The sequence below is a fragment of the Longimicrobium sp. genome, from assembly GCF_036399255.1.
In the GTDB taxonomy this organism is placed as follows: domain Bacteria; phylum Gemmatimonadota; class Gemmatimonadetes; order Longimicrobiales; family Longimicrobiaceae; genus Longimicrobium.
This window is the reverse complement of record NZ_DASWNM010000102.1, coordinates 16,386-39,299: the sequence shown is the minus strand read 5'-3', so window position 1 is coordinate 39,299 and position 22,914 is coordinate 16,386. Positions and strand designations below refer to the sequence as shown.

Sequence of the window (22,914 nt, the reverse complement as noted above, 5' to 3'; positions counted from 1 at the left end):
CCGTGGCTGCCGCCACACTCCCAGACGGAGTGCGATGAGACGGTGGACCCGTGCTTGGCCCACCGACATACCGTCACAATGGACCGGCTCACGGGGGAAGTGCGCGTGCACGAACGCAGGAGCCGACGAACAGCCGTCGTTCTCCATCCCGGCACATCTTCCGTAATGCTTCTGTACTAGTGCGTGAGGATCCGGGGAGGCCGCACGGGCCGGAAAGAAGGATCAAACCCGCCCACCGAGCCGGGCCACCACCTCGTCCAGCGCTCCGAACGCATGCAGGACGTCTTCAGGGGTATTGTACAGGTACGCGGAAAGGCGAAGGACTTCGCCCGCGGTATTCGCGTCCACATACGGCTGTGCGCACAGATGGCCGCTACGGCACATTACGCCGTAGCTGTCGCTCAAGGCCCGAGCCACGTCCCCCAGATCGTCCAAGCCGGGCACGACCAAACTGACCACGGCGGCGCGGTCGGCGAGAGTGGAGCCCAGCACACGCAGGTAGGGGCGCGCGCCGGCCTCGCGAAGCAGGATGCCCGCCAATTCGCGATCGTGACCTTCGATCGCCTCCGTCCCCAGGTCGTCCAGATACTCGATGGCCGCGGCCAGCCCGATGGCCCCCTCGATGGCCGGCGTCCCGGCCTCCAGCCGGTGGGGGATCTTGCGGACGCTTGACGACTCCGGCGTCACCCAGTCCACCATCCCCCCGCCGTGGTTCGCCGGCCGCAGCCCCTCGAGCAACTCCGCCCGGCCGAAGAGCACGCCCACGCCCGAGGGCCCAAGCATCTTGTGCCCCGAGAAGGCCAGGAAGTCGATCGGAAGCTCACGCAGGTTCAGGCGCCGGTGCGGCAGCGACTGCGCCGCGTCCACCACCACCAGCGCGCCCGCTTCCCGTGCCCATGCGGACATCTCCGCGATGGGCAGGTATACGCCCGTCACGTTGGAGCAGTGGGTGAGCGCGACCACCCGCGGACGCACGGCGAGCAGCGAGCGGTAGTGGTCCAGGTCAACGCTCCCATCGGGGCCGTGCCGGACCGTGCTTACGGTCGCGAACTCGCGCCAGGGGAGAAGGTGAGAGTGGTGCGAGTCGAAGCCGGTCACCACGCAGTCACCGCGTTCGAGCGCCAGCCCCTTTGCCACCAGGTTCAACGCCTCGGTCGTGTTACGGACGAAGACTATTTCGTTGCCTTGACAGCCGAGAAAGGTAGCCACGCGATGGCGCGACTCCTCATAGCGGTCCGACGCTTCCTCCGAGAGGCGGTGCTTTCCCCGGTGGATGTTGGCGGTGTACCGCTCGTAGTAGCCGGTCACGGCGCGGATAACGCTCCTGGGCTTGAGCGTCGTCGCCGCGCTGTCCATGTACACGATCCGCTGGCCGTCGATCTGCCGGGCCAAGATCGGAAAGTCGTCCTCCACTCCCAAGTAGCCGGCCGCGTCGCCGACCACGGGAGCAGAGGGAAGCATCACCGAGTTCACAGGTGCCCTTCCCCCTCAAAATAGTCGTTCTTGCAGGTGAGGAACTTGCCGCTCCGCTCTGCCGGAATGTACCCGGTTGTCTCCACGCGTACCCGGTCCGCGCCAAGTAGCCGCTGAAGGGCTTCCTGGATCTCCTTCAACTCTTCGGTCGGCGGGGAAAGGCTGCCGATGCAGCGGAAGACGAACCGGCCGCTGCTGCCCCGCGCCAGCTGGTAATTACGCAGCCAGGGACGCTCCCCGACCACCATATCGACGTCGGCCGGTGTCACCAGCGTCCCATCCGGACGGAGGAACGAGTGGCGGCGGCGTCCCAAGTAGTCCGCCACGGGAAGTGCGCTTCCGCATGCGCAGCGATCCGGGTGCCGGCGGTACAGGTCCCCGGTGCGATAGCGGATCTTGGGAGAGAGCCGATCGCCCACAGTGGTGATACACAACTCCCCCACGCCCCCATCCGGGACCTCGTCGCACGCCTCGTCCACGAGTTCTACGAAGAAGTCGATGGTGTTGAGGTGCAGGCGCCTCTGCGTGCATTCCGCCGCCACGAAGCCCAACTCCGACATCGCCACCACGTTTACGACGGGCACGCCGGGCCCGAGCGCACGCTCGATCTGGCTGCGGTGGGTGCGCGTGAGCAGACTGTAGCTGGTGAGCACGGCGGCCCCACTCCAGTCTGGATGAGGGAGGTCGTGGCGCTCGGCGTGGTCGAGGAGGTGCGAAAAGTGAATAGGATCGACGTAGAGGCAGTTCGGGCGGAACTCGCGGATCTCCGCAAACGCCCGGTCAAGCATGAACCCGGGCGTTACAAGAAGGTCGTGGTATACCGGAAGCACGAGCGTGCCGTCCTCCAACAGGCGATCCTCCATCCGGCTGTTCGGATTCGCGCACTCCACGTCCGAGCAGTTGGGCGCGGCATACCGGCACGTGCTGATACGCTCCGCCGCGAGGAGAAAGTGCAGCCGCTCGTTCAGCCGCAGGCAATTCGCCATGCGGTCCGCAAGTGTGAAGGTGTGGACAAGTGTAACGAGACGGTCACCCTCGGTACCGGAGCTCTGCAGCCGCGTGACCATCGGGTCGCCCATCCTCCAGCCAGGCGCCACCACTCCTGAAGGAAAATGGGCCCGGTAGTGTACCTTGTGGGTAGGCGGGATACGACGCAGATCGTCGGAGGTGTGGAGATCCTCGGGCCGAACTCCGGCCGCCGTTAAATGGCTTCGAAAGAACGGAAGCTCTGCAAAAGCGAATTCAACCTCATCACGGACGGCCTCGGATATGGCGTTCAAAGGGTAGGCCGGTGGGGCGCGGGGGGGGGGCAGCGAGGCCAGCTAGACGATTAGGCGGAGTTAATCGTCCAGCGAGGAAGAACTGTCCAAGGCGGATGAATGGTCTGCCTAGTGTAGCACAACCCGGCGTATAATGCAAATCTCGGGACGGCTCCTATCGGTTGAGATGAACACCAGAAATGTCTGCGGCCGCTTCCACTCACGGTTGCTCAGCACATCGGTGAACCCGTAGGACCGTTCGATTGAGGACATCGCCGTCCCCCAACGAATCCACATTCTCTCTGATAATGATCACTGCACTGGGGAGCACGGATTGTTCGCTGCGCCGCTGCGCTTCACCGGCTGGAAAAGGCCGCGCGGGTACTGGGGCGGCAAGCCCTGTGCATGTGGCGCCAGCGTTGTCACGAATCTTGTCACGAATGCGCCCTCCCAGCGCCGCGACAGCGCATCCAGGAAGCTCGGCGGCTACCGCTAATTTTCCGAGTTTTCTCCCTATCTGAGACAGTCCGCCGCATGCACGGTCCGAGTCCTCTGCGCGAGCTCACGCTCGCACGCATCCGCAGCTTCCTCCGTGAGCCTGAGGCGCTGTTCTGGACCTTCGGCTTCCCCATCATCATGGCGATCGGCCTGGGGCTCGCCTTTCGTGAGCGCCCGGCCGAAAGAGTCGCTGTAGGCGTTGAGCGTGGGTCGGTGGCCGAGCGCTACGCTCCCGCGCTGGCCCACTCGGATGAGGTGGAGCTTACGATCCTGCCGCCTGACTCGACTGATCACGCGATCCGTAAGGGCGACATCGCGGTACTCCTGGCCGGGCGCGACGCGCTCACCTACCGCTACGATCCGGCCCGCGCGGAGAGCCGCAGCGCGCAGCTGGTGGCGGACCGCGTGGTGCAGCGCGCCGCCGGCGTCACCGAACGGGTGCCGTCCATCCACGACCGCGAGCGGCGGCCGGGCGGGCGCTACATCGACTGGGTGCTCCCGGGGCTAATTGGAATGAATCTGATGTCCACCGGGATGTGGGGGATGGGCTTCGGGCTGGTGCAGATGCGGCAGAAGAAGCAGCTGAAGCGGCTGTCCTCCACCCCCATGCGCCGCCGCGACTTTCTGCTGGCGCAGATCCTGGCGCGGCTCTCGTTCCTTTCGTTCGAGGTGCCGCCGGTGGTGTTGTTCGCCTGGCTGGCGTTCGGGGTGACGGTGCAGGGCTCGCTGCTGGGGCTGGCGCTGGTCACGCTGGTGGGGGCGATGACCTTTGCCGGGCTGGGGCTGCTGGCCAGCGCGCGGGCCAAGACCATCGAGGGCTTGAGCGGCGCGCTGAACCTGGTGATGTTTCCCATGTTCGTGCTGTCGGGCGTGTTCTTTCCCGCCAGCCGCTACCCCGACGCCATTCAGCCCTTCGTGCAGGCGCTGCCGCTGACCGCGCTGAACGACGCGCTGCGGGCCGTCTACAACGACGCGCTTCCCTTCGCCGCGTACGCCGGCGAGCTGGCCATCCTGGCCGCGTGGATGGCGGTGACCTTCCTTCTCTCCGTCCGCTGGTTCCGCTGGCAGTGATCTCCGGAAGACGGGCTTGGCGCGTGGTGCCAGATCCGACAAAATCGTCATTCTGATACCGGATCTGGGAAAACAACACCTTCATGGGTACAGAGGAACAGAGTCAGACAGAGGAACCAAGATGATATTTCAGCTCGCTTCCTCTGTCTGACTCTGTTCCTCTGTACGATTATTCTTTTTCGAGATTCGGTATGAGGGAGGGCGCCGCGCGGTGCTGTCTTGTGCGGCCCTGGCGGATCGGGAGGATGGATCGGGAACGAAAAAAGCCCCGCCGGGGAGCGGGGCTTCCGTCGCGCGGGGCGGGGTGGAATCAGTTCACCGACGCCGCCTGCACCTGCAGGTTGATGCGGCGCGTGGCGGGGCCGCACTCGGTGTCCTCTACCTGCAGGCCGGTGACGGACCAGTCGGGCTGGCCGGGACGCTCCACCCGCACGTCGTACACGCCCGGCGGCCCGTAGGCGGCCAGCTGCTGCACGCCCCCCACGGTGGCGTGGCGCAGCGAGTCCGTTACGCCGGCTACGGTGTACCAGCCCCGGGTCTCGTGGGCCATGGCCGTGCCCTCGAAGTCGAACACGCCCACCACCACCGAAGGCTGCGGGTCGTCGGGGCACACCACCGAGAGGGCCGAGTTGTCGCAGCCGGCAAGCGCAAGGCAAAGGGCCGGCGCCAGCAGCGCAGAGATCTTCATGGTACCACGAAAGAACGTGAGTCGTGCGGGAGCGGGGCACCCGGCGCGGACGGTCCGCGGCCCGGTACGCAGGAAGAACGATCCAGCACGCGGCGTCGTGACACCGCACGCACTTGCGCCCTCCGGCGGCCGGTGTCACGATTGCCGCGGCAAGGGCGTTCTTTGTGCGACGCCGACTGCGGGCACACGCCCCGCGCTCCGGCCTGGAATCGGCTTTCTCCCCGCGATGACCGACGTCCCGTGCACTCTACGCATGCCCATCGTCCCGGCAGGGGCGCCGCGGAAGCAGGTGCGACCGTGAGTGCCGTGTCCGGGGGAAGCACCGACTACGACGCGCTGTTCCGCGACGTGTATCCGTCGCTGTTCCGCTACCTGCACCGCCTTACCGGCGACCAGGACTCGGCCGAGGACATTGCCCAGGAGTCGTTCGTACGCCTGCTGGGCCGGTCCATGCCCGAGCAGGAGGCGCGGCTGTGGCTGTTTACCGTGGCCACCAACCTGTTCCGCGACGGCACCCGTACGTCGCGGCGGCGCGAGCGGCTGCTGAGCGCCACCCCGTGGAAGCCGTCCGCACTTCCCGCGCCCGACGAGGCGCTGGAGCGCCAGCGCAAGGTGGATTCCGTCCGCCAAGCGCTGGAGCAGATCCCCGCCCGCGACCGGCAGATGCTGCTGATGCGCGAAGAGGGGTTCCGATACGACGAGATCGCCCGGGTGGCCGCGGTGGCCCCGGGTTCCGTAGGCACGCTGCTGGCCCGCGCAACACGGCGGTTCCTGGCGGTGTATGACGCCCGACTGGAGGAGGGATGACACACCTGGGTGAAGGAACGTTGCAGGAGCTGCTGGATGGCGAGCTTTCGCCCGGCGCGCGCGCCGAGGCGGAGGGCCACCTGGCCTCCTGCTCCGCGTGCGCCGGCGAGCTGGCCGAGCTGCGCGGACTGACGGCGCGGACCTCGGCCCTGCTGGGGCTGGTGGAGGCCACACCGCCCGTGCTGGCCGCCCAGGCCCGCTTTGCGCGGCACCGCCGCACGGGCGGCGCCATGGGTGAGGCCCGCCGCGCGCTCCCCCGCGCCGCCGCGCTGGTGCTGGCCCTGGCCGGCGCCGCCGCGGCGGCCACCATCCCCGGCTCGCCCGTGCGCGAGTGGGTGGGGATCGATGCGCCCGAGCGCGTCGTGCAGGAGGCCCCGGTGGCGCTCCCGCCCGCGCCGGCCCCGGCCCCCGAGGTGGTGGAGGCGGCGCCCAAGGCGGTGTCCATCCTTCCCTCCGGCGGGCGGGTGCGCATCGCGGTGAGCGGCTCGTCGCCCGAGCTGCGGGTGCGCGCCAAGCTGGTTCCCGGCGCCCGCGCCGAGGTCACCGCCACCGGCGCGGCCACCACGGCGCGCTTCCTTACCGGACCGGGCCGCATCGAGGTGCAGGGCGCCGGGCCCGGCGAGCTGGTGGTCACCCTCCCCGCCAGCGCCGACGCGGCGTTCGTCGAGGTGAACGGCCGGGTGTACGCGGCCAAGGAGGGCGGCCGGCTGCGCTCGCTGGCGCCGCGGGTGGCGGGCTCCGCCACCGAGCCGGTGTTCCGCGCCGGCGACAACTAAAAGTTCGCGGCCCGCCCCGGGCGGGCCGCCGAAGCAAGCCGGGGCGCCCTTCGCCGCACGCGGAGGCACCCGCCCGAAATCGAGACAAAGAAGACGCCAGGCTCTTCATGCTGATCCCCGTCGTGCTCGCGCTGCTCACCGCTTCCGCCCCGCCCCAGGACACGGTCCGGGGGGTGATCCGTGGAACGGTGCAGAGCGAGCCGACGGGGCTTCCCGTGCGCCTTGCGGTGGTGGAGGCCGACGACGGCCGCCGCACCGTGCACGCCATCACCGACAGCACCGGCGCCTACCGGCTGCAGGTGGTGGGGGGCGAGCAGATGCTGCGGGTGCGGCACCTGGAGCACGCGCCGTACGAGATCGGGGTGACGGTGCCGGCCGGGGGCGAGGTGGAGGTGGGGGTGTCGCTGGTGCACCGCCCCATCACCCTGGCCACCGTGCGCGTGCTGCCCCCCGCCGACCCCCGCGCCGACAGCATCGCCGCTCCCCGCCCGGACGTGGAGCTGGTGGTGGACCACCACGCGGCGCTGGACGCCGCGTTCGGCGACCCCATCGGGCAGCGTCCCGGCGACGCCGAGACGGTGAACGGCGACGCGCTGTACGTGCGCGGCTCCGCGGCCAACCTGCAGCTGGTGCTGCTGGACGGCGCGCCGGTGTACGCGCCCTTCCACATGGGCGGGCTCATCGACACCTTCGAGCCCGACGTGGTGGGAAGCGCGCGGATGTACCTGGGCGGCGCGCCGGCCCGGTACGACGGCGGCCTGAGCTACGTGATGGACCTGTCCACCCGCAGCGGCCGCGAGCGCCCGGCGGCGGCGGGAATGCTGGACATGGTGAGCGCCGCGGGGCGGGTGGAGGGGCCGCTGGGCGCCGCCCGCTACCTGGGCTCGGTGCGCACGGTGCACGGCGCCAGCCTGGTGCGGCTGGACGGCGGCCCCTTTCCCTACGACTTCGCCGACGGGCTGCTGCGGGTAGACCTGCCGCTCCCCGAGGGGGGCATCAGCGCCACCCTGTTCGCCAACACCGAGGGGGTGCGGGTGGACACGCTTCCCGGCGGCCGCGAGCGGCAGGCCGGCTGGGGCAACCTGGCGGGGTCGATTCGCTACCGGGGCCGCTTCGAGGGCGCCGACGTGGAGATGACGCTGGCGGGCGGGCGCTACGACGCCGACCTGCCCCTGAGCGACCGCACCCGCTACTTCAACCTGGTGGGCCGCAGCGAGCGGGTGCGCGCGGGGCTGGACTTTCTCCGCGCCGAAGGGCCCATCGTGCTGCGCTACGGCGCCTCGTTCGAGCACACGGTGGTGCGGTACCGCGCGTACGAGCCCCAGCCGGTCAAGAAGCTGCTGCGCAACGTGGCGCCGGGCGCCACGGCGGGCGGGTACCTGGACGGCACCTGGCAGCCCAGCCGGTTCTTCGTGCTGCGCGGCGGCGTGCGTGCCGACGCCTTTTCGGTGGGCGGCGTGGGGACGCTGGCGCCGCGCCTTTCGGCCACGGTGGTGGTGGGCGACGGGGCCACGCTCACGCTGGCCGGCGGGCGCTACCACCAGTACATCCGCGTCCCGCGCCGCATCCCCTTCAACAACGAGCCGGGCAACTTCGCCGACGCGGCGCGCATTCCCACCGACCTTGCGGTGGGCGGGGCCACGCACCTGTCCCTGGAGCTGGACCAGCAGATGGACGCCGGCGTGCGGCTGGGGCTGGAAGGCTTCTACAAGCGCTTCAGCGGCCTGCCCAGCAACGCGGCGGCCGACACCCTGGCCAGCACGGCGCACACCTCGGGGGTGGACGTGTGGGTGCGGCGCACCACCGGGGGGCTTACGGGGTGGTTCGGGTACTCGCTCACCTGGACGTGGCGATCGGAAATCGGCACGGAGGCCGGCATGGGGGCCGGGGGCCGGGGCGACGGACGCCAGACGGTGAGCGCCGGGATCAAGGGCCTGGCGTGGAAGCACACGGACGTGGGGGTGCGGCTGGCGTACGGGTCCGGGCTCCCCGGGCTGTCGTCGCCGCGCTCCACCCTGCCGGACGGGGTGCTGGACGGGGGTTCCATCCCGGGCCCGGAGCCCAACGCCGGCGGGGTCGACCTGGACACCGACGCGCCGCTGAACGCCGTCCCCGACGGCTTTCTGCGCCTGGACCTGGAGATCTCGCGCACCTGGACGCCCACGGTGGCGGGGCGCAGCACGCAGGTGACGCCGTACCTGCGCGTCATCAACGACCTGGACCGCCGCGACGGGCTGTTCTACCGCTACTTCGGCGGCGAGGAGGGCGGGGGGATTCCGGGGATCGGGGCGCTGCCGCTGGTGCCGGTGTTCGGGTTTTCCTGGAAGATCTGACCGCCCGGCTCTGCTCGATGGATGGATGACGAGCCCTTCTCCGTGCGCGCGGGGGAGGGCTCTTTCGTTCGTCCCCCATCGCGGCAACAGGCCTCGTGCCGAATCCGGGAAAACAACGGCTTCATGGGTACAGAGGAACAGAGTCAGACAGAGAAAAGCGGGCTGAAACATCATCTTGGGGTCCTCTGTCTGATTCTGTTCCTCTGTACGATGATTCTTTTTCAGGATCCGGTGTCACGCAGAGGCGCAGAGGGAAAGGAAGAACGGTTCTCTCCGCGTCTCGCATGAGTCATCGTTTCTGCAGCGTCAGGCAGCCAGGGCGTTTTGCGGCACCGCGTCGCATTGTGCACGGCGTGGTGCCTCGCGCATCCCCATCCTCATCCGACTTCTCTTGCGCTGATTGCGTCGCGGCTACGTGTTTCCGGAGCGGTTCGGCAGCTTCGCCAAAAGTCATCAAGGCGTTGCCAATAGAGGAGATGTGATGCCCTGACGATGAGGATGGATGCGTGATCCAAGAGACTGCTCCCGTTTGATGCTGCAGCATTTGACGACAGAAGTTTGTTGGTGTATACTCCTGTGATCCAATCCATGCCGTCCCGCCGGCCTGCCCGAACCGCGCTCCCCTGCGGTGCGAAGGCAAACGCCTTTTAGGGCACGGCGCAAACACATCACGCCTCCCTCCTTCATCTCACCCCCCCGGACGCGGAGCTCCACCTTGCACTGGAAGGTTACGGCCGGGCGCCCGCTCGGCGCGGCGGCGCTCGCCCTTGCGCTGGCCGCCTGCGCCAGGGGCGGCGGCGAGGTCGCCATCGGCACGGCGGGCCCCTTCGAGGAGGGCTACGCCCGCATGGTGCGCCGCGCGGTCGAGATGGCGGTGGACGAGATCAACGCGGGGGGCGGCGTGCGCGGCACCCGCCTGTCGGTGGAGGCCCAGGATGACGGCGGCGACGGCGTGAAGGCCGCCCAGATCGCCGAGCAGTTCCTGGCCGACGACCGCGTAAAGGCCGTGGTGGGGCACGCCAACTCCGGCGCCATGGTGGGCGCGGCGCGCGTGTACGACCGCGGCCTGGTGGCCGTCATCCCCAGCGCCACCTCGCCCGAGCTGACGGGCGTGTCGCCCTGGGTGTACCGCGTGACCACCAACGACTCCACCAACGGCGCCAACCTGGCCCGCTTCGCCGCCGGGCTGCGGCCGAAGCGCGTCGCGGTACTGTACGAGAACAACACCTACGGCCGCGGCCTGGCCGCCGCCTTTCGCGCCGCCTATCCCGGCGAGCTGGTGGGGGTTGACCCCATCGGCGGCGACGGCAAGCGGGTGGAGCCGTTCGTGAGCTACTACCGGCAGGTGGCGCCGGACCTGGTGTTCGTGGCGGGAACGGAGATCAGCGGGCAGGCGCTGCTGCGCGAGGCGCGGCGGCAGGGCTTCGCCACCCGCTGGGTGGCCGGCGACGGCTGGTCGGGGGTGGTCACCGACACGGCGGCCAGCGAGGGCGTGTACGTGGCCGTGCCCTTCAGCATCCGCGACACGCGGGCCGAGGCGGTGCGCTTCGTGGACGCCTTCCGCACCCGCTACGGCGTGGAGCCCGACGCCAACGCCGCCATGGCGTACGACGCCACGAAGCTGCTGGCCAAGGCCATGACCGAGGTGGGCTTTGGGCGTGAGGCCATTCGCGGCTACCTGGCCACGGTGCACGGCGGGCGCGCGTTCAGCGGCGTGACGGGGCCGCTGCGCTTTCGGCCGGACCGCGACCCCGACCGCGGCGGCTTCGTGATGACGCAGGCGCGCGGCGGCACCCTCGTCCCCCTGGAGGCCCGGTGATGCGCCGCCCCCTGATGCGCCGCCTGTGGTCGGGCATCCGCGCCCGGCTGGTGCTGGGCTTTGGCATCGTGCTGGTGCTGCTGGCCATCGCCGGCACGGTGGGATGGCGGTCGATGACGGTGCTGAGCGGCGCCATCCGCCACTCCATGAAAGGGGTGGAGCAGGACGCGCGGCTTTCGGTGACGCTGTCGACGGACGTGGCGCGCGAGATCGCCGTGGCGGCGCGCTACATCGAGCAGGGCGAAAGCGCGGCCGCGGAGTTCGACTCGCTGCGCTGGCAGACGCACCGCACCCAGCGCCAGCTGCTGCGCCGCAAAGGGCAGACGCAGGAAGAGGTGGAGCTGGTGGTAGGGATCGACCAGCAGCTCAGCGACGCCGAGGTGCGCTACGTGGCCGCCCGCCGCCTGGCGCAGCTGGAGCGCGCGGACGAGGCGGTGGCGCAGACCGACACAGCGCGCGCCATCGAGGCCGCCATGCTGACGGACCTGGGGAAGCTGGCGCAGGTCAAGGGCGCCCGCGTGGGCCGGGCCGAGAGCGAGCTCGAGGCCGACGCCAACCGGTGGCGGCTGATCCTGGCGGCGCTGCTGGCGGCGGCGCTGGTCATCGGCTGCGGCGTGGTGCTCACCATCCTGCGCTCCATCACGGGGCCGCTGGACCAGCTGGCGGCGCACGCCGGGCGGCTTTCGGAGGGCGACCTCACGGCGCGCACGGAAGACCGGCTCCCCGACGAGCTGCACATCCTGGCGACGGCGATGAACCGCACCAGCGACTCGCTTTCGCGCATCGGCGCGGGGGCGGCGCGGGCGGCGGACGGCATCGCCTCGTCGGCCGACGACCTGTCGTCCATCAGCACCCAGCTGGCCGCGGCCGTGGGCGAGGTCACCGAGAGCATCGAGCAGGTGTCGGCGGGCGCCACGGGGCAGGTGGCGCAGCTGCGGCGGGTGGACGGCGCCCTGCGCGCCATGCTCGACACGGCGCGGCGGATGGTGGCCGAGGTGCGCGAGGTGGCGGCGCTGGCGGCCAGCATCGAGCACGAGGCCCAGGCGCGCCGCGCCGAGACGGAGCGCACCATCGGCACCCTGTTCAAGATCAAGGCGACCGTCGAGGCCGCCGCGGGCGAGACGGTGGCGCTCAACAAGGCCGTGGCCGACGTCAGCAGCTTCGTCCGCACGGTCAACGACATCGCCGAGCAGACCAACCTGCTGGGGCTGAACGCCGCCATCGAGGCGGCGCGCGCCGGCGAGGAGGGGCGCGGCTTCGCCGTGGTCGCCGACCAGGTGCGCAAGCTGGCGATGCAGGCGCGCGAGGGGGCCGAGAACGTGGCGGTGCTCACGCGCACCATCACCCAGCAGGTCAACAGCACCGCGGCGGCCATGGCGGCCGGCGCCGCGCACGTCGAAGAGATCGAGCGCGTGGCGCACGCCGTGGACGGCGCGCTCACCACCATCGTGCACGCGGCCGAGCGCACGCGCGTGGCCGCCGACCGGGTGACGGAGCTGGCCGACGGCAACGCGCTGGCCGCCGTCGAGGCCGCCCACGACATCGCCGCCGTGGCCGACACGGCCGTGGTCCACGCCGAGGCGGCGGAGGGGGTGCGCGCCGCCACCGGGCAGCAGGAGGCCGCCTGCCGCATGGTGGCCGAGGCCACCGGGCGGCTTACCCTGAACGCGGGCGACCTGCGCAGCCTGGTGGGCGAGCTGCGCGTGGCCCCCGCGCAGCCGGAGCCCGCGGCCGGGGATGGGCCGCGTGGCCTTGGCCGCATCGCCATCCCCCACCTGTTCGTCCCCTCCGAGGCACCGGAGGACGAGCCGGAGCCCAGGCGCCGCCGCAAGCGCAAGGCCGCGCTCACCTGAGCCCGGCGGACGCCACCTGACGTGATTCAGCCACCCTCCTCCGGCCTTCCGGGGGAGGGTGGCTGCGTTTCCGCGGAGTCTCCGGATCTTCATCAGGCTCCGTAACGGACGGGCCTCACACAGAGTCAGCAGAGTCAACAGAGTAGAGGGATCGTCCGCGAGGATCGAAGCGCCGCGACAAGCCAGGAGCATCCCCATGCTGGATGTTCGGGATGACGGATCTCGTGCGCGCAGCGCCCATGGTGTTGAAGCCCCGCCCGGCGAGCTTTGCGAGCCCGTGGCGGGGCTTTCCGCTTTTGTTGCGGCGAGTTTACTCGCTCCCGCCGAGGCCGCGGACACACCTCCGCCATCACCAGATACAAAACGCTTGACGTCTCCCGGAGCCGATGCTACGTTCGTAGCATGGTGCTACGGACGTAGCACACCGCCTTCCTCCTCCTCCGTCGTTCATCCCCATGCGCGAAGCCTACCGCGACCTTACCCGCCGGGAGCGCCAGATCATGGACTCCGTGTACCGGCGCGGCTCCGCCACTGCGGCCGACGTGCTGGCCGACCTTCCCGAGCCGCCCAGCTACAGCGCCGTGCGCGCCATGCTGCGCAAGCTGCAGGACAAGGGCTACCTGCTCGCCACGCAGGACGGTCCGCGCTACCTGTACGCCGCCGTCATTCCCCGCGACGAGGCGCGCGAGTCGGCGCTGCACCGGCTGGTGCGCACCTTCTTCGACGGGTCGCGCGCCAAGGCCGTGGCGGCGCTGCTGGATCCCGACGAGGGGGCGCTCTCCGAAGACGAGATGCGCGAGCTGGAGGAGCTGATCCGGCGCCAGAAGGAGGGCAAGTGAGCGGCCTGATCTCGGTCGATACGGCGGCGGCGGTGAGCGCGGTCGCGGACCTGGCGCTCAAGGGCACCGTGGTGCTGGCCGCCGCGGCGATCGCCACCCTGGCCCTGCGGCGCGCGGCGGCGTCCGCGCGGCACCTGGCGTGGACGCTGGCGTTCGCCGGCCTGCTGGCGCTGCCGGTGCTGGGGATTGCCCTGCCGCGCCTGCGCATCGACGTCCTTCCCGCCCATCCCGCGCCCTCCGCGTCCCCCGCCCCCGTCCAGCCGGCGCCCGCGCCGCGGGTGGAGACGACGGAAACCACCGTCCGCATGGGCGCGCCCCTCGCCGAGCCCTTTCGCTCCGTGGCGCAGGCCGCCGGGGCGGCGGACGAGCGGGGCGGGAGGCTCGACATGCTCGGCCGGGTGGCGCTGCTGGCGTGGATGATCGGCGCGGCGCTGGCGCTGCTGCGGCTGGCGGCCAGCGTGACCCGCGTGCGGCGCGAGGGGCGCACGGCGCGGCCGCTGGCGCACGGGCCGGCGGTGGAGATGCGCGACCGGCTGGTGTGGCGGTTGTCCATCGACCGTCCCGTCACGCTGCTGGAGGGGGCGGAGGGGTGCATGCCGCTCACCTGGGGGATCGTCCGGCCGCGGGTGCTGCTCCCCGCGGGGACGGAGCGGTGGCCGGCGGACCGGCTGGAGGCGGTGCTTACGCACGAGCTGGCGCACGTGCGGCGCCGCGACTGCGCCTGGCAGCTGGTGGCCGAGGCGGCGTGCGCGCTGCACTGGTTCAACCCCCTGGCCTGGGCCGCCGCGCGGCGGATGCGGCTGGAAAGCGAGCACGCCTGCGACGACCAGGTGCTGCTGACCGGATCGCGCGGCGCCGACTACGCCGGCCACCTGCTGGACGTGGCCCGCACGCTGCGCCCGCCCCGCGCCGCCATGCTTGCCGCCGTCCCCATGGCGCGCCCCAGCCAGCTCAAGACGCGGCTGCACGCGGTGCTCAGCGCCGACCGGGTGCGCGGCCCCGTACCGGCGTACGTGGCGGCGCCGGCGCTCATCGGCGGCGGGGTGCTGCTGGCGCTGATCGCGGCGCTGACCCCGGCCCGCGCGGGCGCGGCGGAGCCGTTTGCCGTCTCCCCCGGCGGGTGCTTCGTCCCCGGGCGCGGGACGTTCGACGAAGAGGTGGACGACGCGGGCGTGCGCCACGTGCGCTGGACCAGCGGCTCGTGCACCGGCACGGCGCGCATCCAGGGCGACATCCGCTTCAGCGACGCCCTGGACGCGGTGCGCTCCGTGAGCCCGGGCGGATCGTTCCGCATCGCCCTGCGCGACGGCGGGCGGGGGACGGAAGTCGTCGTCCGCCCGGGTGAGAAGGGCGGCATCCATCCCGCCATCCGGGCCGGCGGGCGCGACCTGCCGTGGAACGCCCAGGCGGAGCGGTGGCTGGCCGCCACCCTCCCGCAGATGATGCGCATCACCAGCTACGGCGCCGGCCACCGCGCGGCGGCCCTGCTGGCGCGGCAGGGGCCGGCCGCCGTGGCGGGCGAGATGGACCGGGCCCGCAACGCGACGTTGCGGGCGGAGTACGCCGACGCCCTGCTGGGCCCCGGCGTGGACGCGGCGACCATGCGCGGCGTGCTGGACCGCGTGGCCGCGCTGGAAAACCACGCCGCCATCCCCGCCCTGCTGGAGCGCGCCGCGCCCCGCCTCCCCGCGGACGCGGAGGTGCACGCGGCCTACCTGCGCGCGGCGGCGCGGGTGGAGCCGGAGCCGGAGCTGCGCCGCGTGCTGGCGGCCCTGGCGGCGCCCGGACAGCTGGGGACGGCGGGGTGGATGGAGCTCTTTCGCCACGCCCGTCGCATCGGCGGCGGGCGCGAGCTGGAGCTGCTGCTGGGCACCGTTGCCCCCGCGCTGCCGGCGGAGCGCCCGGTGCACGCCGCCTACCTGGCCGCCGCCGGGCGCATCAACGACGCGGCGGACCGGCGGCGCGCGCTGGTGGCGCTGCTGGTGAGCGGGTCGCTGGACGCGGCCATGCAGGTGCGGGTGATCGGCGAGGCGGCCGCGCTGCCATCCGACGCCGAAAAGGAGCTGCTGCTGAGCCAGGGCGCGCCCAGCCTGTCGCGCGACCCCCAGGTGGCGCAGGCGTACCGCGCCGCCGCGGGGTGGATCGGCGACGCGGGGGCGCGCGGGCGGGTGCTGGCGGCGTACGGGCGCGCGCCGCAGGCGGCGGAGAGCGCCGTCCCCGCGGATCGCGAGGACGATCCCGAGGCCACCACCATCCTGACCCACACCGGCACGCACGACGGCGCGCGCTCCGAGAAGCTCCTTCTTGCCCGGTACGTCACGCTGCGGCCGGACCGCGGCGCCGTGCAGCGCATCGAGCCCGGCGGCTGGATCGTCTTCCGCGAGACGGTGGGCTCCGCCACCCGCCGCGTGCGCATCACCCCCGGCGCGGACGGCCGCCTCCGCTACGAATGGAGCGGCGACTTCAGCGGCATGGACCGCGAGGCGTGGATGCGCCGCATCTTCACCCACTTCGCCGATTCCACCCGTCCCAACCGCCACTGGTAGCACCGGCGGCATCCATCCACCGAAATCCATCGAGAACGGCCCCCGCGGGATGTCCACATCGGGCATCCCGGGGCGGAGCCCTGGCCTGAGACGAATGATGACGATGCAGAGAATCCTTCTCCCGCTCGCCCTGACGATGACGATCGCCGCGAGCGCCGGGGCGCAGCAGCCCGGACCCCTTCCCATCGACCAGGACCCGCGCGAGGTGGCGCGGCGGCTGGACGAGCACATGTCGCGGCTGGTGCCCTTCGGCTACTCCGGCTCGCTTCTCGTCGCCAGGGACGGGCAGGTCGTGCTGGCGAACGGGTACGGGCGGGCGGACCGGGAGAACGGCGTGCCGGTGACGGCCGAGACGGTGTTCGACATCGGCTCCATCACCAAGCAGTTCACCGCCGCCGCCATCCTCAGGCTGGAGATGGAAGGCAAGGTGAGCGTGGACGATCCGCTCTCCCGCTGGTTCCAGGACGTCCCCGCCGACAAGCAGGCCATCACCCTGCACCACCTGCTGACCCACTCGGCCGGGGTGCGCGACGTGTTCGGCGGCGATTACCAGGTGGCGGAGCGCGACTCGCTGGCGGGCGTCATCCTCGCTTCGGAGCTGCTGTGGGCGCCGGGCACGCGCTACCGCTACAGCAACGCCGGCTACTCGCTGCTGGCGATGGTCGTCGAAAAGGCGTCGGGAATGCCGTACGAGGCGTACCTGCGCCAGGCGCTGTGGGCGCCCGCGGGAATGACGCGCACCGGCTACACGGGCGTGCAGTGGCGCCCGGGCGAGCTGGCCGTGGGCTACCGCAACGACCAGCGCTGGGGCACGCCTGTCGACAAGCTGTGGGCGGCGGACGGGCCGTACTGGAACCTGCGCGGCAACGGCGGCGTGCTCAGCAGCGTCACCGACCTGTTCCGCTGGCACCAGGCGCTCGCGGGGGACCAGATCCTCAGCGCGGAGGCGAAGCGGAAGATGTGGACGCCGCACGTCCCCGAGGACGAGGAGGGAAGCTCGCACTACGGCTACGGCTGGGCCATCTTCAACACGACCAGGAACACCAGGCTGATCGCCCACAACGGCGGCAACGGCATCTTCTTCGCCGACTTTCGCCGCTACGTGGACGAGGGCGTGGTGGTGCTGGTGATGAGCAACACCACCGAGGCCCCCGCCGAGCGGGCGAACAGCGCCGTGGCCCGCACCATCTTTGGCGGCGGCCCCGTCGTCGCGCCGCCCGTCACGGTGGATGGGGACGCCGCGCGCGCCGCCGCACTGGCGGGGACGTACCGGCTGCCGGAGGGCGGCGCGCTGCTCGTGGCCGCGGACGGCGCGCGCCTGTCCATCCGCCCGGACGGCGAGGCCGCGTACGCGCTGCTGAACGGCAGCGCGCCCGACGCGCGGATGCGGGCGCTGGGCGCGCAGTCCGTGGCCATGCTGCAGGCCGCCGCCCGCGGCGACTACGCGCTGCTCCTTCAGGCGTTCGGCCCGGAAGCCTCCGCCGACGAGGTGCGCGGGCTGCACGAAGAGTACATGACCGACGCGCGGGCGCGGCTGGGCGCGCTGCAGGGGGTGGAGCACGTGGGCACCTTGCCGCGCGGCCCGGGGGCGGTGACGGTGGTGCGGATGCGCTTCGAGCGCGGTACGCCGCTGCTGCGCGTCGCCTGGGAGAACGGCAGGGTCGCCGGCCTGTCGCCGATGCGCGAGCCGCCGCCCGTCGTCTTTGCCCCCGTGGCGGCGGACGCGTGGCAGTCGTTCGACATGGCCACCGGCGCCGGCATCCGCCTGCGCCTGGACGGCGGCGCCCTGGTCGCCGACACGCCGGCCGGCCCCGTGCGCCTGGGCCGACAGGGAACAGGGAACAGGGAATAGGGAATAGGGGACAGGGGATAGGGGACAGGGGACAGGGGACAGGGGACAGGGGACAGGAGATGGTCGGCAACGCGGGTCGGGTGCGGGTACGGCCGGCCCGGTTTCCTGAGAGGGTGTTGCTAAACTCCCAAATCACAAAGAAGCGCTGACTTCCTGAGGGAGCGCACCACGTGTAACCTGATTCCACACAACCGCCTGCGCGCGACCGATGGACCTGCTCTCCGGGCGAGGCGGGGCCGGCTTCATCCCGCGGGACCAGCCCCGTCGTTCTGCTGGCGAGGTCCTTCGGTCGGCGCCAGGGTGCAGTGTACAAGCGAGGTACGGGGTGGCGCCTCCCTCAGGAAGTCGATCACGCCGGGAGGTTTGGCAACACCCTCTGAGCAAGGGTCTGCGGAGCAGGTGGGGAACGCACACGGAGTCAGCAGAGTTAACGGAGGAACTTGCACCCTGTTGACTCTGCTGACTCTGTGTGATGCCCTCTTTTGCCGGCCTGGAGGACGCGCGAGGAAACCTTGTCCGCGCGCGTGGCGTAGAAGGCGTGTCACTCAGCTACATCCTGGATGGACCGCCGCACCCGCGCCTCATGCCTGCCAGCATCCTGATCGTTGACGACGAGCCCAACATCCGCCGGATGCTGGGCAGCCTGCTGCGCGCCGAGGGATACCAGATCCGCGAGGCGCCCAACGCGCGCGCGGCCCTGTCCGAGGTGCAGTCCGAAGAGCCCGACGCCGTGCTGATGGACCTGTACATGGACGGCGACACGGGGCTCGACGCGCTTCCCCGGCTGCGCGAGGCCGCGCCGCAGCTGCCCGTCATCATGATGAGCGGCCGCGCCTCGCTGGGCGACGCGGTAAAGGCCACGCGGCTGGGCGCCTTTCACTTCATCGAAAAGCCCCTCACCCCCGAGGCGGTGCTGCTGACGCTGGCGTCGGCGCTGGAGCTGCGGAAGAGCCGCGAGCTGAACCAGGTGCTGCGCGAGGAGCTGGGCGGCGCGCAGGAGATGGTGGGGCGCAGCGCGGCGGTCGAGAAGGTGCGCGAGATGATCAGCCGCATCGCCCCCACCGATGCGCGCGTGCTCATCACCGGAGAGAGCGGGACGGGGAAGGAGGTGGCGGCCGCCGCCATCCACCGCCTTTCGCACCGGGCCGGCGGGCCGTACATCAAGCTCAACTGCGCCGCCATCCCCCGCGACCTGGTGGAAAGCGAGATGTTTGGCCACGAGCGCGGGGCGTTCACCGGCGCCACCGACCGGCGCCGCGGCCGCTTTGAGCTGGCGCACGGGGGCACGCTGTTCCTGGACGAGATCGGCGACCTGAGCATGGAGGCGCAGGCCAAGCTGCTGCGGGCGCTGGAGGTGGGCGAGATCGAGCGCGTGGGCGGCAGCGGGCCCATTCCCGTGGACGTGCGCGTGCTGGCCGCCACCAACAAGGACCTGCGGGCAGAGGTGGCGGCCGGCAAGTTTCGCGAGGACCTGTTCTTTCGCCTGCACGTGATCCCGCTGCACCTGGTGCCCCTGCGCGAGCGCGCGGGCGACGTGCCGCTGCTGGTGGAGCACTTCCTGGCCCACAACCAGCGCCGCCACGGCCTGCGGCCGCCCCGCATCTCGCCCTCGGGGATGGAGGCGCTGTCGCGGCACCCGTGGCCCGGCAACGTCCGCGAGCTGGCCAACATCCTGGAGCGCATCAGCATCCTGCACGCGGGCGCCGAGGTGGGCGCGGGAGAGATCCGCGCGCTGCTGGCCGCCGACGGCCCGCTCCCCGTCGAGGCCGCCGCCTACCACGACGACGACGACCGCCCCCTCAGCGACCGGCTCGACGAGTACGAGCGGCAGCTGCTGGTGGGCGCGCTGGACCACGCCGACGGCAACGTGGCCGAGGCCGCCCGCAAGCTGCGTACGGACCGCGCCAACCTGTACCGCCGCATGCGCCGCCTGGACGTGGTGCGCTGACGGCGTCCAATAGTCGTCGAGCAGCGATGACTTCCTGAGGGAGCGCGGCGCCTCCTGATAGAAAGGACGCTGGCCGCACCCCGGATCTGTCATTCCGAGGGAGCGCCGCACTGCACCTTCCCTCACCCCGGATCCGGCGTGCGACCGAGGAATCTACCTTCCGTTTCCTCGTGGCCTGCCGCGATGCCCCGGACCGGCCCTGTCTGGCGGTTTCGCCACCGCGGCCTTGGCGCGGGCTGCCGCGTCCGGCTTCGAGCAAGCCGAGAATAGATTCCTCGGCCCTGCAACCTGCGGCGCGAACGTCCAGCGGCAGTGTGGCCGGGCCTCGGAATGACAGTCTCCGGGGCGCGCCGACCGACGGTTTCTCGGAAAACTGCCGCGGTTTCGCGTCCGAAGCGCGCGTCGCTGTGACACGCCGCCCGCCGCCGGATGTGCGGGGTACATTCCGCAAGTGGATGGAGTACGGTAGTTTGTAGCAGAAGGCGGCGCGGGCACGCGCTTCGCCTTGCACCCATGCAGTGGCAGCGGACGTCGCCGCGCCTATTCCCTACCCCTTGAGTGAACCATGCGCATCCTTGCGCTGACCGCCCTTGCCGCGCTGGCGGTTGCCGCCCCCGCGGGGGCGTGGGCACAGGAACCCGGCGCCCTGCCGCGGGACCTGGCCGAGCGGATTACCGAAGTGCTGAACGACCCGGCCACCCAGCGCCACGAGGGCGCCACCGCGGTGGAGGCGGGGCGCACCGTCGCGTCCGACGTGGCCGTGCTGGACGGCGACCTGCAGCTGGCCGGCCGCGTGGACGGCAGCGTGGTGGTGGTCAACGGCAACCTGCAGCTGGTGGACGGCGCCCGGGTGGGCGGCGACGTCATCGTGGTGGGCGGCGAGATCCAGGGCGAGGCCATGGGCGAGGTCACCGGCGAGATGGTGGTCTTCGCCGAGCCTGTGACCCACTGCCGCCGCGGCGGCCACGTGGACGTCAGCGGCGTCTGCGGCATCCTGGCGGCCGGCGCCCAGCCCGGGGCCGAAGGCGGATCCGTGAGCGGCGGGCGCGGCGAGCGGCCGGACCGGCGCGGCGGCGCGCGCTTCATCCTTACCCCCGGGCGCAGCTACAACCGCGTGGAGGGGCTGCCGGTGCACTTTGGCGGCGAGGTCGAGACGGGCGGCTCCAACCCGCTGCGCGTGCGGTCCACCGGCATCATGCGCAGCGAGGAACCCACCGAGCAGGGGCCGGAGCGGTTCGGCTACGACGTGCGCGTCGAGCAGTTCATCGGCGGCTTTCAGGCGTTCCGGGTGGGCGCGCGGGTGTTCTCGGTGGTGGAGCCCATCGAGGGCGGGCACCTCACCGACCTGGAGAACAGCCTGTCCACCTTCGTGCTGCACCAGGACCACCGCGACCACTACCAGCGCCAGGGGTGGAGCGCCTACGCCATGGTCACGCCCCCCGGCTCGTCCGTGGCGCTGACGGCCGAGGTGCTGTGGGAGGACCACGAGAGCGTGGCCCCCGGCACCCCGTGGGCGCTGCTGGACAACGACCGCGCCTGGCGCATGCAGCCGCTGGTGGCCGAGGGGCCGCTGCGGGCGCTGCTGGGCTCCGCCGTCGTCGACACCCGCAGCGAGGAGTGGGACCCCTCCGCCGGGTGGTACGTGCGCGCCGAGGTGGAGCACACCCTGGCCTCGGACCTGGTGCGCCCCACCTACGTCAGCAACGTGGGCATTCCCGTGGTGGCGCCCGACGTGCGCTTTGGCGAGTACACGCGCGGGCTGCTGGACCTGCGCCGCTACAACCGCATCAGCCCTTCGCAGCGGCTCAACCTGCGCATCGCCGTGGGGGGCAGCATGTCGGTGTTCCCCCTGCCCCCGCAGCGGCAGCACGCGCTGGGCGGCGCCGGCTCGCTTCCCGGCTACGGCCTGCTGTCGCTGGACTGCGGCGCCCGGTCGTTCTCCGGCACCCGCGGCGGCCAGGGCGGAACGCGCTTCTTCGACGCGTACGGCTGCGACCGCTTTGCCCTGTTCCAGGCCGAGTACCGCGGCGACCTGTCCTTTCCCGCGGGGCTGGGCTTGCAGTCCGCCGAGACCGCCGAAGACGAGGAGGGCCAGGGCGGCTGGGCCGGCTTCCGCCTGGTGGACGCCGGCCTGGGGTGGGTGCTGTTCGTGGACGCGGGGGCCGGGTGGACCAGCCTGGAAAACCGCCACGACGAGCCCACCGCCGTGGACGTGGGCGCCGGCATCCTGCTGGGCGACCTGGGGCTGTACGTGGCCACGCCGGTGCGTGACCCCTACGGCCGCGGCGGCGTGAACTTCTTCATCCGGCTGGCGCCCAGGTTTTGATCGGAACCGCGCGGCTCGCGCTCGTCCTGCTGTTTTCGCTGGGGCTGCTGAACGCGGCGCCGGCCGCCGCGCAGTCGCCTGCGCCGCTCACCGTGTCGGTGGGCGGCGCAAACGTGCGCTGGCGGCCCACCGTGCGCATGCAGGGCGTCATGCGCGACCGCGCCCTGCGCGACGCCCTGCAGAACGGGCTGCCGCTGCGCTTTCACCTGCGGGTGGAGCTGTGGCTCAAGGCCGAGCCCTTCGACCAGCTGGTGGGGACGCAGGAGGTGTCGCGCGCCCTGCTGCGCGCCCCGCTGGGCGAGGGGTACACGCTGGAAGACGGCCGCGTGCAGCGGCGCTACAGCTCGCTCGCCGCGGCCCAGACCGCGCTGCAGGCCGCCCTGGCGCCCACGCTGGTGCCGCGGACGGGCGGGCGGCACTACTACCTGGTGCGGCTGAACGTGGAAACGCTGTCGCTGGACGAGCTCGACGACATGCGCCGCTGGCTGCGCGGCGAGTCGCGGCCGGCCCGGGCGCCCGGCCCGCAGCCGCGCGGGGTGGAGCGCGGCGTGCGGCGCATCTTCGTGCGGCTGCTGGGGCTGCCCTCCCGCCGCTACGAGGCGCGAACCGGCATCTTCCGCGTCGGCTGATTCGCTGAACGGCAACGGCGGGTTTGGGCGTGTCCCTCCGCTGCGCTCCGGGCCGGGGGCTCGGCGCTCACCATCATCTCCACGTTCCCGCCCCTCTTATGCATCCGCGCCGTGTTCTCGGCCCTGCGGGCGCGCATCCCTCACGCAGAAGCCCGGCTCGCCGCAACGGCTTCTCACGCGGAGAAAGCAGAGAAGCG

The 22,914-nt window shown here is 71.6% G+C and carries 15 protein-coding genes; 12 read left to right on the top strand and 3 right to left on the bottom strand.

Annotation, left to right across the window (positions count from 1 at the left end):
* Positions 1 to 222: 222 nt before the first annotated feature.
* On the bottom strand, positions 223 to 1,473 hold the full coding sequence (locus VGC13_RS18925; RefSeq protein ID WP_331126843.1) for an aminotransferase class V-fold PLP-dependent enzyme: 1,251 nt from the start codon (positions 1,471 to 1,473) through the stop codon (positions 223 to 225).
* Complete coding sequence (locus VGC13_RS18920) at positions 1,470 to 2,540, bottom strand: hypothetical protein (protein ID WP_331126842.1); 1,071 nt, start codon at positions 2,538 to 2,540, stop codon at positions 1,470 to 1,472. Before VGC13_RS18920 ends, VGC13_RS18925 begins: the two co-directional genes overlap by 4 nt.
* 726 nt (positions 2,541 to 3,266) lie before the next feature.
* On the opposite strand from VGC13_RS18920, the gene VGC13_RS18915 reads away from it, so the two are divergent.
* Positions 3,267 to 4,301, top strand: a complete 1,035-nt coding sequence (locus VGC13_RS18915) for an ABC transporter permease (protein WP_331126841.1) — start codon at positions 3,267 to 3,269, stop codon at positions 4,299 to 4,301.
* Positions 4,302 to 4,611: 310 nt separating this feature from the next.
* Here VGC13_RS18915 and VGC13_RS18910 read toward each other — a convergent pair whose 3' ends face one another.
* On the bottom strand, positions 4,612 to 4,989 hold the full coding sequence (locus VGC13_RS18910) for a hypothetical protein (protein WP_331126840.1): 378 nt from the start codon (positions 4,987 to 4,989) through the stop codon (positions 4,612 to 4,614).
* 297 nt (positions 4,990 to 5,286) lie between these two features.
* Between VGC13_RS18910 and VGC13_RS18905 the strand changes: the two genes are divergently transcribed.
* From VGC13_RS18905 to VGC13_RS18855, 11 genes are all read left to right on the top strand, one after another.
* Positions 5,287 to 5,796, top strand: a complete 510-nt coding sequence (locus tag VGC13_RS18905) for a sigma-70 family RNA polymerase sigma factor (RefSeq protein WP_331126839.1) — start codon at positions 5,287 to 5,289, stop codon at positions 5,794 to 5,796.
* The gene (locus VGC13_RS18900) at positions 5,793 to 6,572 is read left to right on the top strand and encodes a zf-HC2 domain-containing protein (RefSeq protein WP_331126838.1); all 780 of its coding nucleotides are present in this window, start codon (positions 5,793 to 5,795) and stop codon (positions 6,570 to 6,572) included. Before VGC13_RS18905 ends, VGC13_RS18900 begins: the two co-directional genes overlap by 4 nt.
* 107 nt (positions 6,573 to 6,679) lie before the next feature.
* Positions 6,680 to 8,905: a TonB-dependent receptor gene (locus VGC13_RS18895; RefSeq protein WP_331126837.1), complete on the top strand. Its 2,226-nt coding sequence runs from the start codon at positions 6,680 to 6,682 to the stop codon at positions 8,903 to 8,905.
* Between the two features lie 715 nt (positions 8,906 to 9,620).
* Positions 9,621 to 10,724, top strand: coding sequence for an ABC transporter substrate-binding protein (locus VGC13_RS18890; protein WP_331126836.1), 1,104 nt, complete (start codon positions 9,621 to 9,623; stop codon positions 10,722 to 10,724).
* Positions 10,724 to 12,577 carry a methyl-accepting chemotaxis protein gene (locus VGC13_RS18885; protein ID WP_331126835.1) on the top strand — a complete coding sequence of 618 codons (1,854 nt, stop codon included), beginning with the start codon at positions 10,724 to 10,726 and terminating at the stop codon, positions 12,575 to 12,577. The genes VGC13_RS18890 and VGC13_RS18885 overlap by 1 nt, the downstream gene beginning before the upstream one ends.
* Positions 12,578 to 13,032: 455 nt before the next feature.
* Positions 13,033 to 13,416 (top strand): BlaI/MecI/CopY family transcriptional regulator, encoded by a 384-nt coding sequence (locus VGC13_RS18880; RefSeq protein ID WP_331126834.1) that lies wholly within the window; start codon positions 13,033 to 13,035, stop codon positions 13,414 to 13,416.
* On the top strand, positions 13,413 to 15,962 hold the full coding sequence (locus tag VGC13_RS18875) for a M56 family metallopeptidase (RefSeq protein WP_331126833.1): 2,550 nt from the start codon (positions 13,413 to 13,415) through the stop codon (positions 15,960 to 15,962). The genes VGC13_RS18880 and VGC13_RS18875 overlap by 4 nt, the downstream gene beginning before the upstream one ends.
* Positions 15,963 to 16,059: 97 nt before the next feature.
* The gene (locus VGC13_RS18870; RefSeq protein WP_331126832.1) at positions 16,060 to 17,814 is read left to right on the top strand and encodes a serine hydrolase domain-containing protein; all 1,755 of its coding nucleotides are present in this window, start codon (positions 16,060 to 16,062) and stop codon (positions 17,812 to 17,814) included.
* 583 nt (positions 17,815 to 18,397) lie between these two features.
* The gene (locus tag VGC13_RS18865) at positions 18,398 to 19,762 is read left to right on the top strand and encodes a sigma-54 dependent transcriptional regulator (protein WP_331126831.1); all 1,365 of its coding nucleotides are present in this window, start codon (positions 18,398 to 18,400) and stop codon (positions 19,760 to 19,762) included.
* A gap of 565 nt (positions 19,763 to 20,327) precedes the next feature.
* A complete protein-coding gene (locus VGC13_RS18860) occupies positions 20,328 to 22,088 on the top strand; it encodes a hypothetical protein (RefSeq protein WP_331126830.1) in 1,761 nt (586 codons plus the stop codon).
* Positions 22,085 to 22,717, top strand: coding sequence for a DUF4390 domain-containing protein (locus VGC13_RS18855; RefSeq protein WP_331126829.1), 633 nt, complete (start codon positions 22,085 to 22,087; stop codon positions 22,715 to 22,717). Before VGC13_RS18860 ends, VGC13_RS18855 begins: the two co-directional genes overlap by 4 nt.
* Positions 22,718 to 22,914: the final 197 nt, after the last annotated feature.

Bases quoted from the DNA above. Each gene is read 5' to 3' on its own strand.
- VGC13_RS18920 (WP_331126842.1), bottom strand. From the start codon at position 2,540: ATGGTCACGCGGCTGCAGAGCTCCGGTACCGAGGGTGACCGTCTCGTT.
- VGC13_RS18915 (WP_331126841.1), top strand. From the start codon at position 3,267: ATGCACGGTCCGAGTCCTCTGCGCGAGCTCACGCTCGCACGCATCCGC.
- VGC13_RS18910 (WP_331126840.1), bottom strand. From the start codon at position 4,989: ATGAAGATCTCTGCGCTGCTGGCGCCGGCCCTTTGCCTTGCGCTTGCC.
- VGC13_RS18900 (WP_331126838.1), top strand. From the start codon at position 5,793: ATGACACACCTGGGTGAAGGAACGTTGCAGGAGCTGCTGGATGGCGAG.
- VGC13_RS18895 (WP_331126837.1), top strand. From the start codon at position 6,680: ATGCTGATCCCCGTCGTGCTCGCGCTGCTCACCGCTTCCGCCCCGCCC.
- VGC13_RS18885 (WP_331126835.1), top strand. From the start codon at position 10,724: ATGCGCCGCCCCCTGATGCGCCGCCTGTGGTCGGGCATCCGCGCCCGG.
- VGC13_RS18880 (WP_331126834.1), top strand. From the start codon at position 13,033: ATGCGCGAAGCCTACCGCGACCTTACCCGCCGGGAGCGCCAGATCATG.
- VGC13_RS18870 (WP_331126832.1), top strand. From the start codon at position 16,060: ATGACGATGCAGAGAATCCTTCTCCCGCTCGCCCTGACGATGACGATC.
- VGC13_RS18865 (WP_331126831.1), top strand. From the start codon at position 18,398: ATGCCTGCCAGCATCCTGATCGTTGACGACGAGCCCAACATCCGCCGG.
- VGC13_RS18860 (WP_331126830.1), top strand. From the start codon at position 20,328: ATGCGCATCCTTGCGCTGACCGCCCTTGCCGCGCTGGCGGTTGCCGCC.